Source organism: Lactiplantibacillus sp. 7.2.4 (assembly GCF_018991185.1).
Classification (GTDB): domain Bacteria; phylum Bacillota; class Bacilli; order Lactobacillales; family Lactobacillaceae; genus Lactiplantibacillus; species Lactiplantibacillus pentosus.
Genome location: NZ_JAGYGS010000005.1, coordinates 1 through 15,178, shown reverse-complemented (window position 1 = coordinate 15,178; position 15,178 = coordinate 1). Strand labels below are relative to the sequence as shown.

12 protein-coding genes and 1 tRNA gene are annotated in these 15,178 nt (G+C 42.0%); 12 read left to right on the top strand and 1 reads right to left on the bottom strand.

Going from position 1 to position 15,178, the window contains the following annotated elements:
• Position 1: 1 nt before the first annotated feature.
• From KGF70_RS17715 to KGF70_RS02560, 12 genes are all read left to right on the top strand, one after another.
• Positions 2-193 carry a hypothetical protein gene (locus KGF70_RS17715; protein ID WP_311318572.1) on the top strand — a complete coding sequence of 64 codons (192 nt, stop codon included), beginning with the start codon at positions 2-4 and terminating at the stop codon, positions 191-193.
• A 31-nt stretch (positions 194-224) separates the two neighbouring features.
• Positions 225-4,724, top strand: a complete 4,500-nt coding sequence (locus KGF70_RS02610) for a tape measure protein (protein ID WP_216786405.1) — start codon at positions 225-227, stop codon at positions 4,722-4,724.
• A 73-nt stretch (positions 4,725-4,797) separates the two neighbouring features.
• Complete coding sequence (locus KGF70_RS02605) at positions 4,798-6,567, top strand: phage tail domain-containing protein (protein ID WP_216786404.1); 1,770 nt, start codon at positions 4,798-4,800, stop codon at positions 6,565-6,567.
• Between the two features lie 64 nt (positions 6,568-6,631).
• The gene (locus KGF70_RS02600) at positions 6,632-9,007 is read left to right on the top strand and encodes a phage tail spike protein (protein ID WP_216786403.1); all 2,376 of its coding nucleotides are present in this window, start codon (positions 6,632-6,634) and stop codon (positions 9,005-9,007) included.
• A gap of 16 nt (positions 9,008-9,023) precedes the next feature.
• Complete coding sequence (locus KGF70_RS02595; RefSeq protein WP_216786402.1) at positions 9,024-10,862, top strand: hypothetical protein; 1,839 nt, start codon at positions 9,024-9,026, stop codon at positions 10,860-10,862.
• Positions 10,852-11,112, top strand: coding sequence for a hypothetical protein (locus KGF70_RS02590; RefSeq protein WP_216786401.1), 261 nt, complete (start codon positions 10,852-10,854; stop codon positions 11,110-11,112). The genes KGF70_RS02595 and KGF70_RS02590 overlap by 11 nt, the downstream gene beginning before the upstream one ends.
• Before the next feature lie 3 nt (positions 11,113-11,115).
• Positions 11,116-11,277, top strand: coding sequence for a hypothetical protein (locus tag KGF70_RS02585; RefSeq protein WP_216786400.1), 162 nt, complete (start codon positions 11,116-11,118; stop codon positions 11,275-11,277).
• Positions 11,261-12,361, top strand: a complete 1,101-nt coding sequence (locus KGF70_RS02580; RefSeq protein WP_216786399.1) for a collagen-like protein — start codon at positions 11,261-11,263, stop codon at positions 12,359-12,361. The genes KGF70_RS02585 and KGF70_RS02580 overlap by 17 nt, the downstream gene beginning before the upstream one ends.
• On the top strand, positions 12,358-12,570 hold the full coding sequence (locus KGF70_RS02575) for a hypothetical protein (RefSeq protein ID WP_216786398.1): 213 nt from the start codon (positions 12,358-12,360) through the stop codon (positions 12,568-12,570). The genes KGF70_RS02580 and KGF70_RS02575 overlap by 4 nt, the downstream gene beginning before the upstream one ends.
• Before the next feature lie 11 nt (positions 12,571-12,581).
• A complete protein-coding gene (locus tag KGF70_RS02570; RefSeq protein ID WP_216786397.1) occupies positions 12,582-13,760 on the top strand; it encodes a GH25 family lysozyme in 1,179 nt (392 codons plus the stop codon).
• A complete protein-coding gene (locus tag KGF70_RS02565; RefSeq protein WP_015825361.1) occupies positions 13,760-14,023 on the top strand; it encodes a hemolysin XhlA family protein in 264 nt (87 codons plus the stop codon). The genes KGF70_RS02570 and KGF70_RS02565 overlap by 1 nt, the downstream gene beginning before the upstream one ends.
• Positions 14,024-14,034: 11 nt before the next feature.
• Positions 14,035-14,412, top strand: a complete 378-nt coding sequence (locus KGF70_RS02560) for a phage holin (RefSeq protein ID WP_216786396.1) — start codon at positions 14,035-14,037, stop codon at positions 14,410-14,412.
• Between the two features lie 559 nt (positions 14,413-14,971).
• Here KGF70_RS02560 and KGF70_RS02555 read toward each other — a convergent pair.
• A tRNA-Leu gene (locus KGF70_RS02555) sits at positions 14,972-15,055 on the bottom strand.
• Positions 15,056-15,178 lie beyond the last annotated feature (123 nt).

Here is a 15,178-nt window from a genome sequence, read left to right as displayed (position 1 = left end):
CATAAAGTTAAAAAACCAACAGGAAGACTTCGAATTACTAGCTAAACAATTATTAACTGAGGGGTTATCACCGAAAGATTTTGATGATAGTTCCTTTTTTAATATGATGGCGGCTTTGAACGCTCGTAAAAAGGAAGATCGTGCTGAACTAGTTGACCCACTGGATGCCATTAATCAAACATATGGCTTATAAGCGTTTGTGCCTAAAAGGAGGTTAAAAAAGAATGGCTAAAAAAGTAGTCGGCCGTGAGATGACCAGTAGGGTTGGCCTTGACAGCGCAGAAGCTGTTAAATCACTAAAGCAGTTAACTGCTGAGGTTAAAGCCAATACTAGTGGTTGGAAAGCCCAAGAGACGGCATTAAAGTCAGCCGGTGAGTATCAAAAGGCCGCAGCAGCTAGGGTAGATGGACTAGCTAAATCAATGGAAGCCCAAAAGGCTAAAATTGATGAGTTAAAGTCCCGTCAATCAGGCCTAAATAGGGACACTAAAGATGGTGAAGAAGCCTATCTAAAGCTGTCTGACCAGATTAACAAGGCTAGTCGGTCATATAACTCAATGGGTGGTCAGCTAGACCGAGCTAAGTCTAAACTACAGTATTACAACAGTGGCTTAGCAGACCTACAAAAGGGCTATAAACAGAGCACGGCTTTAAGTAAGTCCTATATTGAACGGCTAGAAGCCGAGGGTAAGACAGCCCAAGCTAACAAAGCTAAATTGGGTGGCTTAAAACAGGCCTACTCTAACATGGAGGCTCAATATAAGGCTCAAACTAGCGAACTAGACCGAATTAAGACGGCTAGTGGAGCTACCTCAGACGCCTATAAACGCCAGCAAGTGCGTGTTAATGAGACCGCAACAGCCATGGCTAAAGCTAAGACTAGCCAAAACGAGCTACTTAAAGCGATGAAAAAAGAGCCACATGCGTTCATGCACGGTGTGCGGTCTAAGCTTGATAGCATTGATGACAAAGCTAAGAAGACATCTCACTTATTCGGTACGATTCTAGGTGCCCATTTAGTAGCCAATGGGATTACTAGTGCATTTACAGCTATCACATCACATATAAATGAAGCTATTAGCGCCGGCATGACCTATGAAAAGGAACAGCAAAAGATGACGGCCACTTGGACGACTCTAACGGGTACGGCCACTAAGTCAAAAGCAATGGTCGACACTATCAATGATTTATCTGTGAAGACTGGTCAAGCTGTAGATGTTGTTAATGAACTGGAACAAGGGTTTTATCACTTGCATTCTAGCAAAACTGAATCAGACCAACTAACCAAATCAATGTTAAACATGTCCGATGCCGTTGGCTTAAATAGCCAACAAATTCAGGCGGTGACCCAAGATATGGTCAATGGTTTATCACGTGGTAAAGCCAATGCTGGTATGCTAAATCAGATTAGTCAATACTTCCCAATGTTCCGTGAACAGTTGGCTAAATACGAAACTCAAGTTAGCCACGGTAAAAAGGTTACAGTTGCTGATTTAACAGCCATGGCTAAAGCAGGTAAAATATCGGCAACGGATATTGAAAAGACATTTAATTCATTGGGATCTGGGAAATATGATAAAGCCGCCGACAATATGCTTCAAACAATGGTCGGAATGGAACGAACGATTAAAGCTCGTGTTCCAGCGTTAATTGGCGATATTGAAAAGCCCATCCTAAATGCTAAGAGTCCAATTTATAAGGCTGTTTCAAAATGGGTATCTGATAAAGATACCGATGCCGAATTTAAAGATGTTGGTAATGCCGTAGCACTTCAAATGAAGCTGATTACTAAGGCCTTTGGTGGTAAAAATATCAACGTCACTAGTGCCCTTGATAAGATGCTCGCAAATGTTGCTAAAGGCATTGATAAATTAGGGTCTAATATCATTGCCCATAAAAAAGATATTAAATCATTCTTCAGTTCAATGAAGACCGCTTCCAAGACATCCTTTAACGTGTTTGTACAGTCCCTCAAGGATATTGAACCAATATTGAAGATTGTCGGTAAGTTTGCTGAGAAACATTCTAAAGTATTCGCTGGTTTGGCTTCTAGTGCTTTTGTAGCAAGTAAGGGTATATCTGCATTAAAGCTAGCATTCAGTGGCTTAGACTTGGCTAAGGGCCTAGGTGGCAAGCTTAGCCGGATTGTGTTTAAGCCTAGGGTTGATGGAGCTGAGGGTAAACGAGAGCTAACCAAGTTTGCAAGTTTTGTTAAGCGTTCAGGAACTGGAATGGGTCGCTGGTTAAAGATGGCTGCTAAAGTAACCACTGGTAAAGCCAAGAGTTTAATCAGTGGTTTATGGGCCCACACTAAATCAGTTGGCAGCAAGATTGGCAGAGGATTGAAATGGACGGCTAAGGTCGCTTGGAAGGGTGCGTCTAAATCAGTCGGCCTATTATGGAAAGCTACTAAAGGAACTAGTAAACTAATTGGTAAGGGATTATCATGGACGGCTAAGATTGCTTATAAGGGTGCTTCTAAGGCATTCAGCGTACTAGGTGCTGGAATTAAAACACTAGGTAAATCGTTCCTATCATTAGGCAGACTGTTACTAGCCAACCCAATTGGCCTGGTTTTAACTGCTGTGGTCGCCCTAGGTGCAGCCTTTTATGAAGCCTATAAGCACATTAAACCGTTCAGAGAATGGGTCAATAAGACCTTTAAATCTATAGTTAACTTTGGCAAAGGCTTGCTAAAATGGGGCTCTAAGGCTGTTAAAACAGTTGGAAACACTGTCAAAAACATTAGAAAGAAATTTGACAAATTTAAATCTGGCTTTAAAAAGAGCTGGAACAAACACTGGTCAAACGTTGGTAAGAGTTTAAAGGGTGCATGGAACGGCTCGTTGAAACACACTAGAGAGTTCTTTAGTAGTGTTGGTAAGAAGTGGAATGGCTTCAAGAAGAGTTTCAAGAAGAGCTGGAACAAACACTGGAACAGTACAAAATCTGGCTTACACAATGCCTGGAATGGCTCATACAAGCACACTAAGCATTTCTTTAGTAACATGGGTAAGAAGTGGGTTGGCTGGAAAAAGAGCTGGTCACATAGTTGGAATAGTCATTGGAACAAGATGCGGTCTAACCTGCACAGTTATTGGAACAAGGATGTAAAGCATACTAAAGTGTTTGGCAAGTCGATGGGTCACTGGCTATCAACATTCAAAAAGTCGTTTAAATCAGGCTGGTCTAGCTTAGGAACTGGCGTTCGTAACATATTTAAAGGCCTATGGAAAGACCTAAAGAAGTTTGCTAGAGACGGTATGAACGATGTTATCGACCTTATCAATGGTGGTATCAATGCGGTTGATGCTGTTATTCATACCTTTGGTGGCAAGAAGAAAACCATTGCTGACTTGCATCATGTTCATTTTGCCGAAGGTACTGGTATGTTTAGCGGGGCACGGAATCCAATTACCAAGCCTACTATGGCTTTGCTCAATGATGGTAGTGATAGCCCACAAACTGGCAATAAAGAAATGGTCATGCTACCTAATGGTGACTCAGGCATTGTTCAAGGACGTAACACTAAAATGCTGTTACCCGCTGGATCAGAAGTGTTAAGCGCTAGTGAGACAGCTATGGTAATGGCAATGCAAGGCGTGACTAAGTACGCTAAAGGTACTGGGATATTTGGTGACATTTTAAACAGTGTTACTAGTGGGATTTCAGGCGTCACTAGCTGGGTTGGTAAAAAGGTTAAGGGACTAGAGAAGTTCTTTAAGACTGCCACTAACATTATCGCTCACCCAATTAAGTCGCTCGAAAACCTGGTTAGCTGGTCTTCTAAGGGCATCTCAGGTGTTATGAGTAACATTGGTCACGGCCTATTTAATGGCGTTGAGAAGCAAGCTAAGACGTGGTGGTCAACCCTATGGGGTAGCGTTAGTGACAGCCTAGATGGTGGTTCTTCTAAATCTAGTGGCCTGTTAGGTACCATTAAAAAGCAGGTTGGTAGTGGTTTCTGGAAGTTTATCAGCAAGTTAGCTGACATGTTCGGTGATGATGGTGGTGGCTCTATTGAGGGTGGTGCTATCACTCATAGCATGATTAACAAAGCCCTTAAAATGACTAAGGTTCCTCGTGAATATTGGTCTAAGATGCGGTCAGCCATTATCAAGACTGCTGACAGCGAAACTGGTAATCGCAATATCATGCAAACTATCTCAGATGTCAACTCTGCTAATGGTAACCCAGCCGGTGGTCCATTGCAGTTCACCAAGACAACCTTTGACGCCTTTGCATTTCCGGGTCATCACAATTTCAGGTCTAGTTTTGACCAAGTGTTGGCATTCTTAAACAACTCTGACTATCTTAATGCCACTGGTAATACCTCTATTTGGGGCCATGCTAAGTACGACTGGCTTCATAGTGGCCCACAAGGTCATAAGCGGTTTGAGAATGGTGGTATTATCAACACTAACCAGTTGATTGAGGTTGCTGAACACAACAAGCCTGAGATGGTCTTGCCGTTGACTAACAAGAGTCGTGCTAACCAGCTAATCGCACAGGCTAGTCAAGTTGTAAATGGTAACAATGGTAGTCAGATTGCGTCAACAGACAGTGAAAGTAATGAGAAGCTTGATAAACTAATCAGCTTAATGTCAGCCATTCTAGGCAACATGGGCAGTGTTCAAGCAGTCATTGCTAAAGCTGATGTAGTTAATGCTGTTAAATCGGATAATAAGACTAATTCACAATATTCACAGATGATGGGCTATTAAAGCCACCAATCAAAGGGTCGTCCTTAAATGGGCGCCCTTTTTACATAGCTAAACTTAAAAAGGAGGTTAAATCGTGACCTTACAACGAGATGATTTTGAATATTCCGGATTAAATAGCCGGGACGATTTACAGGTTGAGATGGGTAACGTGGTTTTACCTAGTGCACCGGCCATGGCTGAACAGGTGACTGATATTCCCGCCATGTATGGGAATCAATTTAATGGCACGGACTTTACCAGCCGAACAATTACTATACCGGTATCAATTTACTGTGCTGATAACCAAGACGCCTTTAATCAGGTGATGCACAATTTAAGCGGTCTGCTACTAAGTGATAACCCCAGTGATAATGGTAAAGAGTACCCACTAGTATTTGGCTTTGAACCTAAGGTGACATATTGGGGGCATATTACCGCAATTAGTAACCCAACCCCGATTAACACGGGTATGTATGACATGACACTAACCATTACCTTTGTGCAGTCGGACCCACGAGCAACCTTGCCACAGGTTGAGAAGCCCTTAAATAATGGCTTAAACACAATCACTGTTGATGGCACCGCACGAACAGCCCCAGTTATTCAGGTGATACCTAAACGAGATTTAAAGTATATTGGCTTTAGTTTAAATGGTGGTCAGTTTGGTTTAGGACCGGAAACCCCTAACGACCAAGCTAATGCTATTCAACCCGATGTTCGTGTGATTAATGACCCCATTGCTAGTATGGCGATGTGGACTAACGATGCCAATGCCATTGGTGGTATTAAGACCAGTGGTGAGTACAAGTATCAAGGTAGTGCTGAGATTAATACGGATACAACAGTCATGAAAGTAGCGATTGTGAATGGCAAAAAAGACTTTGGGAAGATGCCAACTAAGCAACTTAATCACACTTGGCTAGGCCCAACTTATCGGTATACTGGGATGACCAATGCCTTAACCGACTATCGCGTCCGTGCTGGGTTACACCATATGAGATATTCAGGCACTCATAACGGCCGAGCAATGGGAAAAACACAATTTTCATTGTTGGATGCCAATGGTAATACGATTGGCCGGTTTATCATTGGTGACCATATGCAAGGTGGTAAAACCTATGTGGCGCTCCAACTGTGCAAGCCGGGGAGTAACTTTGATGATGGCAACTACAAAACACTTTACTGGGGCTATGGCCCTAGAGGTGCATTTGCCAATAAAAGAGACGAAAAAGTTAAGATTAAAACTGGAACAACCACTAAAACAGTGACTAAAAGAAGCAGGTCTAAGAGAGGCAAAGTAAAGAAGAAGTCAATAAAAAAGACCGTGAATAAGTATGTAACAACCGTTAACAAAGAAGAAAGAGACTGTTTAACCAATGCTTGGGTCTTTATGGACTTGACGAAAGCCGGAAATGTTTATACGTGGGAATTGCATCAATATAGTCTCTATAGTGGCCAGCCTTATCACAATAAAAATAAGTATTTAATTGCGAGTGGCCACTGGGTAGATACTAACAATGAATATGAGTCAGTCTTAGGCGGGTTTGGTCAAACGTTCCTAAAACACCCTATCACAGAAGACATTGGTAAAGTACCATACAAGGCACCTTATATGACCCTCACCAGTTTACAAGTCTGGCAACATAACCAGCCACAGCCTAATGAACCCACTTATATTGCCAACGCGGGGGAGGAGATTGTTATGGACTGTGAGACTGATACCGTAACCGTCAATGGACGCTTGGTATCACCAGTCTGGTCAACTGATTATCCGCAATTAAGACCGGGTGTTAACGGGCTAACTATGGTTGGCGACCTAGATGACGCTCAAATGACGCTTAAATACCTACCAAAACTATTATAGTAACACTTTAAAGGCTTCCCAATGGGGTGGCCTTTTTACATAACTAAAACAAGGAGGTTAACCAATGGCTTTAACCAATCAATATTTAATTCTAAATCCAAGTTTGAAGCGGATTGGTACCCTGACTGTTGATGGGGCCACTAAATTTTCAAACGACAGTGTTAGAATCCAGCTCGCTGATTCCGATACAACTAGTACCGCCTACGATGATGACATCAATGTGGGCACTAAGGACAGCTACACCGGCACCATCAACCTAAACGCTCAGTCTAAAAAGTTTGACCACCAAGGTTCATTAGACGTGCTTCAAGGTCAGCCTGATTCAGACAAAGTAGTTGCTGGCAACAATCTCGCTTATTATGATGCCTTGTCGGGACACTGGTATGTTATGCACATCTATTCAACTGATGACGCTTCTAGTGCCGCTGTTAAACATACAACGACCATTAACTTTACTAATTTGTGCCTATTTACGTTGGCTCATCATTATCCTGTTGCTATGGCTAGTTCAGATACGGCTATCAAGACCGCTTTTACGAGTGTATTCAGTGATACTGGCTGGACACTCAAATTTAACACAACCAATTCAATGGTTCCGCCTATCTCAATTGATGGAAAAACTAAAGCGTCAACACTATTACAAACGTTATTGCAGGCCTATAACGTGGAAGTTGATTGCTACGTTGAAATTGACTCACAAGGTAATGTTCAATCAAAGACCTGTGAAGTTGTCGACCAGTTGAATGTCGATAAGGTTTATAACGAAGCAATCTTCGGTAAAAACATCACTAGTATTAAACGTACCACCGTTTCAACACCAATTACCAAGCTGATTGCTTATGGTGATAACAGTAATACCATGGCCGCTGCCAATGATGGCAAAATTTACATTGTTGACGATGAAGCTAATCGTAAGTACAACCCAGACTGGCAGAGTGGACTGTACTATGAGGGTGTTATTACTGCTAATAGCATTGAACATGCGGCTGGCTTAAAGTCGTGGGCTGAACAAATGTTACAGCTATTCAATCATCCTAGAACGTATTATGAGGTTAATGTGACACCGACTTTCAATCCACCACTAGGGGCCACTATTCGCTTCAAGGATGACCAAATCACGCCAGCCCTAGACGCCAGTGGTCGGGTGATTCAACGCACTATTAGCTTTGCCAACCCATATGGTAATACCGTTGGCTTTGGCGAATATGTCACGGTACCAGTTGCCACTCCAGCTTGGTTAGCAGGTTATCAGAGCGCCATTAGTAGTGCCATTGAAAAGGCTAGAGCTGACGCTAGTTCTGTTAAGCCAGTTGCGTTAACACCTGACGGCAATAACTTCACGGACCCCAGCCAAACTAAACGGTTAATCTTACAGGCTTGGGAAGGCAGCACTAATATTTCAGCCTATATTGATAGCAAGGGGTTTATCTGGCGCCGATACAACCGAAACGGCACTGTTGATACCAGCTATGAAAATACGGGCTATTTAGTACAGGCACCCTATAGTGCCGTTGGTACTTTGCACGGCACGATTGAAACAGGCTATATTCAATCAGCCCCTGAGGTGACACTAGATACCACTAGCATTAAGCATTGGGGTGACTTTAAACGATCAGATGATACGGTGGGGTCGCATAGTGCCGTTCAGTATATGTGTCCGTTAAGTAACGGCCAATATTTAACTAGTCGTGCATTGAATACTGGTTCAACCAAAGACACGATGTATGTTTTACACGATAGCAACTTTAAGCCACTTAGTAAGATGATTATGCAACATGGCGGCCACGGAGCTAGCTTCGATGTTGAAGAAGTCAATGGGGTGCCCTATATTTGGGCAGCAACTTACACCGACAATACACACAGTGTATCAACCGTCTCACGTTTCCCATATGTCGCCGGGACAACCATGCAAGCTAATGATAGGCGAATTGAACGATACTATTCCATGAACGGCTATATGCGTGTAAGCATGGACTTTAAGCATGGCTATGTGCTAGTTGGTGACGGTAATGGTGCCATGTATATCATGACGCTAGCTGATTTAAAGAATGGCAGTTATAACATTAAATACGCTTTTAACATCTTCAATTATGGCTATGAGGCTAGTCAAACGTACCAATCACAAACGCTTGATTTCCCATATGTTTATTGGAATTCCGGTGACGTTGACTTGCATGATAATCGCATGTTGTATGGCGTTAATGTTGTGCATGGCGGTCAAGAGTTCGCCCTAAACTTAATGCTTGATATGGACTTTAAAACTGCAGATGACGTGATGGAACCCGAAACGGTCAAAGCAACCTATGATTCAACAGGCAACTCAGCTTTGCTGCTAACGTTCAACTGTTGGGTCAATGATAATCCGATCGAACGGGTCTATTCGCTACCAGTTAAAACTAGGCCAGCTGCTGACATCCTAAATACAAGCACAAATGATTAGAAAGGAGGTGAATTAAATGGCAGAATCTAACGCAACACAGGTCATCTTAACCGATGATGGCATTAAGATTATCAATGCTCAAAATACAGCTGATAGTGCAGCTAGTCAGGCAGAAAATGCTAATAGTGCCACTTTAATCGCACAGTCAACAGCTAATGCTGCTAAATCAGCCGCAGATAGTACCTACGATTATGCTAGCTCTGAAATGGCCGTACATTCAATGGCTACCGCTAAAGCTCAAAGTACGGCTGATAATGCCTTTAGCCAAGCGGTTAAGGCAATAGACACCGGCCAAGCGGTTAGTCAAGCAGTAACATCCTTAAAAGATGGTTCCACGCTAACGATTGCTGAACTAGGAAGTGGACTAGCTGATAAGGTTTCTAACTCGGAATATGCTAGTTACAAATATCAGACTGCTAGTCAAATAGGAGAAATGGTTACTGATGGTGCTTTCTCAGCATATCAGCAAACTACTAAGGACTTGATTTCCTCCAAGGTAGCTAATAGCGACTTCTCATCTTACAAAGATGAAACTGCAAGTGCAATAGATAGTAAAGTTGCTTCTAGTGCTTTTGATTCTTACAAACAGCAGACTGCTAGTGCAATTTCTAGCAAGGTTTCAACTGCTGATTTCTCAACTTACAAGACACAAACTGCTACTGATATTAATCTTAAGGTAGCCACAAAGGACTTAATCGACCAAATTAATATCCAAGCTGGTAACACCCTAATTTCATCTAGTGGTCAACTTACACTATCTGGTAAAAATATCTATTTTGATTCGGCTAACCCCGTGATAATTCCTAGTGCAAATATCGACACGCTCCTTACTCGTAAGACACTAAAAGCGGCTGACATTACGGCTAATACGTTTAGCACAAATAACGAAACCTTTACGGTAGACAGAAATGGTGCTGTCACTGCTAATAACATGACGATTAATGGCGGCACATTAACCACACCGACAATCAATGGTTCAACTATAAACGGTGGGACACTTAACATGCAAACTGATGGCTTGATTAATTCGCCATATAATGGTATTCAACAGTCTGCTGACCAATTCTACCACCCATGGAAGTTGAACACAGGCCAGTTAACAATTGGTCAGGGATATATAACTTCTGTATCCTCTGGAACACGTAGTATCAATGGTATTCCTAAACAGTTCAATCATGTGCAAGGGACCTTATCGGCAAGCTACTTAAAGTTTACCAATGACTATGGTGCCCGTACTTATATTGATGCAGATATGTTTACCTATTCTAATCAGACGAATGATACAGCCATGGTTACAATTGACGCTGATGGTGTTGGAATCAATATGGGAACGATGAGTGCCCCAGCGTTAACTATTAGTAATGGCTATATTGACGCGTCATCATCTTCATCATACGGTGTATTCGGTTCTATAACTTTAGGCTACAGTCCTCACACTATCAACTCTGATAATACGGGCATTTACTTTGAAAGTGGTCATGGTAGTGGCAATCCGGGTATCGATATTCACGCTAAAGGCTTCCATTCAATGTCATCAAGACTATCGACTAAGCGTCAAGTAAGATTGTTGGATGATGAACACTCGAATAGTTTGTTGCTTGGAGCTGACACGGCAACCTTCCAATATAATCAAGATACTAATGCTGACAATTCTAATGAAGGTGTCATCATTGATGACGTCAATACAGCTAAACAATACAGTTTACCTGATGAGCTTATTACTCGGGATGGTAAAGCACCGACAGACTTAATGAGTTTCATTGCTAGGGTAATCAGTCAAAACAAATATCAAGCACGTCTAATTGAAGATTTGCAAATTCGTTTAAGAAAGGTCGAAATTAAGAATGAACAGTAACTATTATATTTCAAAAGTAGAACCTGTTAGAAATGGTGACGGAACTAATGTTTACTTTACGTTTTCTTACCCTGATAGTAATGCTCAGTTGAATGGGAACGTAAAACTAACTAATCAAGAATATATTGATGCTTTGAAAAATGGCACTGCTGATGATATGTATTCAGGATTGTATAGGGCAATTAAAGCAAAAATTATTGAGATTAACACAGATGCTACGACTACGACAACCACCACAAAGGAGGCTTAATATATGAATGTTGATGCACAAGCTTTAATTAACAAGCTGACAAGTAACTATGCCCAAGCGATTGCCCTTAAAGACCAGCAATTAGCGATGGCACAAGTTCAAATTGACCAGCTAAATGCCAAGTTGGCTAAAAAGGAGGCGCCTAAAGATGGCAAAAACGCTTAGTTTTACTGATACTTCACCACAGACGGTTAAAATTGGTGATACCACGACCAGTTTTACGTTAATTTGTGGCAATGATAATGTGGCAACGGACTTAACTAACGCCACTTCAATTACCGTTAAATTAGGCAATGCTAGTGGCTATCTTAAATCTGCCACAGTTGATCCAGCTAGTTTAACGGACCCAACAACTGGCCAAGTTACCGTTACCTTTAACGCTGACTTGATGACTAGTTTAACTGCTGGTAGCTATGCCATTGAAGTATGGGTGGTTGATCCTACTGGGACGTCAATCTACCCCAGTGATGGGTCAACCGGGTTTACCATTACCAATAACATTCAAAGTACCAATGGTAGCACGATTACCACCATTACCTTTGATGACTTTGTGAAAGAACTGAATAAAGCCGCAAGCACAATTGCTAAGGGTGATAAAGGTGATAAAGGCGATAAGGGTGACAAGGGTGATAAAGGCGATAAAGGTAATACTGGTGCAACTGGTATTCAAGGCCCCAAAGGTGACAAGGGTGACAAGGGCGATACTGGTACTGTTGATAATGCTGGTTTGACCGCGGCACCAGCTTTTGTTGCACTCCAAACGCAAGTTAATAATAGTGCGGTTGGGACTAATTTAATTGTCCAATCAGACTTAAAAGCAGGAGACATTGCTAGAAATACTGGTGGCGTTAATTCCAGTGGCGCTGATTTTTATTCAGATAATTATATAGCTACTAATGGAGAAACTGTATTTACGTTAAGTTCACCAGACTATGTATTAAAAGGTGATATCGATAATACTTTGGCAATGTACGACAGTGATAAAAGCTTTCTGGGTTGGCAAAGTATAACCTCAGCAACACAAACATTAAGTAAATCTAATGTAGCGTATATTAGATTCTCTATTAATTTTAATGACGAAGGTGGCACTTCTGGCAATTTATCTGATTGGTTGAACAATCATAGATACAAGCTAGAAAAAGGTAGCGTAGCAACAGATTGGTGCCCTAATCCAGCAGAAATTTTGACGCAATCGGATTATGCAAAAATAAAAGCGGCTATTGTAGCGCTAGGAGGTTCTTTATCATGAGTTTTGATTTAAGCGAATTTTTAACAGAAGGATTAATTAGCAGTGTTAACAACGGGTTGATTCCATCGGACTTAGCAACTGTATACGCTGGTAATTATCTAGTAAAATCATTGATTACCCAAGCTCAGGTTACTCAGGTATCCGATGCAATTACAGCCTACAAAGCTGCACAGACAGAAGCTACCGTAGATAATAACAGCGTACACTAGGAGGTAGGCAATTGAATAAGCACAAATTAAAGGCACTCATCTTAACGGTGGGCGCCATTTTTATGGCCTTTTTAATGGTCAATGTTACCAGTCAGGCTTCAACTAGTCGTGAACAGGGGGTTGATTGGTCTAAGTATAACGGTAATAGTGGTGTATTCGGCTATAGCACCGATAAGTTTGTATTCTCGCAGGCTGGTGGCTTCTATGGTGGGACTAATATCCCTCAGACCACGTATAACAGCCAAGTTAAATCAGCTCAACAGGCTGGTAAACGGGTGCACACCTATTTATGGGACGGTGTTGGTGGCAATATGATCAACGCCAAGGCTATGATGGCCTATTACTTGCCACGGATTAGGACGCCCAAGGGCAGCATTGTGGCGTTGGACTATGAGGATGGGGCTTCTAATAGCGTGACAGCTAACACTAATGTCATTCTAGCTCAAATGGCCCTCATTAAAGCGGCTGGTTATACCCCTATGTTGTATTCCGGTAAAGCTTACCTCAATGCTCATGTTAATGTGAGCGCCATTGTTAAAGCCTATGGTAGCTGTCTATGGCTAGCTGAATATCCGGACTACTTGGTTAGAACTAGCCCTGATTACAACTGGTTCCCTAGCATGGACGGCGTGGCTATCCTCCAATTCACTAGCATGTATAAAGCAGGCGGATTAGACGGCAATGTCGATTTAACAGGGATCACTAAGTCGGGTTATACGACTGCTAGCAAGGCTAAAGCACAGGCCAACATAAAGCAGGCTCATAAACAGGCAGCTAAAAAGGCCACTTTTAAGGTTGTTAAATACAACCAGCGAGGGGTGTTCTATCCTAACCGGACACTAGCTGTTCGTTACACGGATTCAGACAAGGTACGTCAAGTGGCTACCTATTACAAGGATGAGAGTGTGATTTACAACGCGGTCATTATTGAACATGACTATGTATGGGCACGCTACACCCGTTCAAATGGCCTGTATGGCTTTATTAAGCTAGGCGTTACTAACGGGCCAGCCTATGGGAAGCGAGTTACTGGTCAGCCGGTTAGCCATACGTATTACACAGTCAAGTCTGGCGACAGCTGGTGGACAATCGCACAACGAAACGGCCTGAGCATGACTACACTAGCTAGCCAGAACGGCAAGTCAATTTACACCACCATCTATCCTGGCCAGCGATTGGTGGTGCGGTAATGGCACAATACGACGATACAACTAAGTTATTAATGGACATTCAAAAGGATGTGGCCGCCACCAAAACGAAAGTTGAGAACATCGAAGAAAAATTGAATCAAGTTGACGATATTGGCGACAAAGCTGACAAGGCGCTTGCCAAGTCCATTGAAGCCAGCCATCAAATTGACCGCGTAACAGCCATTCAAAATTGGTTAATCGGTGTCTTGGTTAGTGGCGTGCTCGTCACGTTAGTTATTTATATCGCAGAAAAGTTCCTTTAGGAGGGAAAATAATGATTAAAAAAATTAGCTTCAAGAATGTCGACGGTAGTTTGAATGGTAAATTGATCGCTGGGATCGTTTCCTTGCTAATCGTTTTGATTCAACAAGTCTTTGCCATGTTTGGCATTAAGTTTACTGGTGACTGGACGAGTATTGTAGCCGTTGTTAACACGGTTCTAACCATCCTTGGTATGCTGGGCGTTATTACTGACGTTCAAACAGTGACAGCACCAACAGTTAAAAGTGACGAGGAAAGCCAAGTTGAAGCGACGGCTAATAAGGTTGCTGACGAAGTTCAAACACCAACGTCCGCAGTTGCTGCAGTGAATAGTTCTGCATCATCTGACACTGAAACGGCGTCAGAATCCGCCTCACAAGCAGCAAAATAGTGCTATAATAATTGTTGACTATACTGCAACTTTTCCCCTGCGCTTCGGTGTGGGGGATTTTTTATGCGTAAAAAGCCGCCTGCTGTAAAGGCAGACGGCTAATACATAAGAGAAAGCATCTTAGTGAAAGGTGAAACCATCATCTGTTTTCACTATTACACCGGCTTTCTGTAATCATTACAACAATTATACAATGAAAGCATAATTTTCACAACAAACTAAAAAATTCTCACACCAGCAATTGCTGGGTGAAATTTTTTGATGGTTTACAAAAAACACATAAATATGTAAAATTGGAAAAAAGACGTAAGGTGGTTGGCTATAACTTGATATAGAGTTTCATTCATTGTGGAGCTTGATCACTCTGCAACTTTCCCCCATGCTTCGGCGTGGGGGATTTTTTTAATAACTAATATTCAAAAGTATACATTTGCGTCTTAAAGACAAATAAAGACAAATTTTTGGAATTAGTAGTGCTTTTTAGTACAAATGAAAAAAGCTCGAATGCCGTTAAATCAACGTTTAACAGGATTCAAGCTTCATCTAGTTTACCTAATTATGCCCCAGGCAGGATTCGAACCTGTACATTGTTTCCAATACAGCGACCTGAACGCTGCGCGTCTGCCAGTTCCGCCACTGGGGCAGTTGAATTAACAACAATATTCATTATAGCGAAAAGTGCGAGAAAAATAAACCTTTTTCTATATTTATGCAGTAATTTTTCATCACTGATAAGAAAAAAAGCCGATAAGTAGGTTTGTGAGTG

Bases quoted from the DNA above. Each gene is read 5' to 3' on its own strand.
- KGF70_RS02580 (WP_216786399.1), top strand. From the start codon at position 11,261: ATGGCAAAAACGCTTAGTTTTACTGATACTTCACCACAGACGGTTAAA.
- KGF70_RS02610 (WP_216786405.1), top strand. From the start codon at position 225: ATGGCTAAAAAAGTAGTCGGCCGTGAGATGACCAGTAGGGTTGGCCTT.
- KGF70_RS02600 (WP_216786403.1), top strand. From the start codon at position 6,632: ATGGCTTTAACCAATCAATATTTAATTCTAAATCCAAGTTTGAAGCGG.
- KGF70_RS02565 (WP_015825361.1), top strand. From the start codon at position 13,760: ATGGCACAATACGACGATACAACTAAGTTATTAATGGACATTCAAAAG.
- KGF70_RS02595 (WP_216786402.1), top strand. From the start codon at position 9,024: ATGGCAGAATCTAACGCAACACAGGTCATCTTAACCGATGATGGCATT.
- KGF70_RS02575 (WP_216786398.1), top strand. From the start codon at position 12,358: ATGAGTTTTGATTTAAGCGAATTTTTAACAGAAGGATTAATTAGCAGT.
- KGF70_RS02590 (WP_216786401.1), top strand. From the start codon at position 10,852: ATGAACAGTAACTATTATATTTCAAAAGTAGAACCTGTTAGAAATGGT.
- KGF70_RS02585 (WP_216786400.1), top strand. From the start codon at position 11,116: ATGAATGTTGATGCACAAGCTTTAATTAACAAGCTGACAAGTAACTAT.
- KGF70_RS02560 (WP_216786396.1), top strand. From the start codon at position 14,035: ATGATTAAAAAAATTAGCTTCAAGAATGTCGACGGTAGTTTGAATGGT.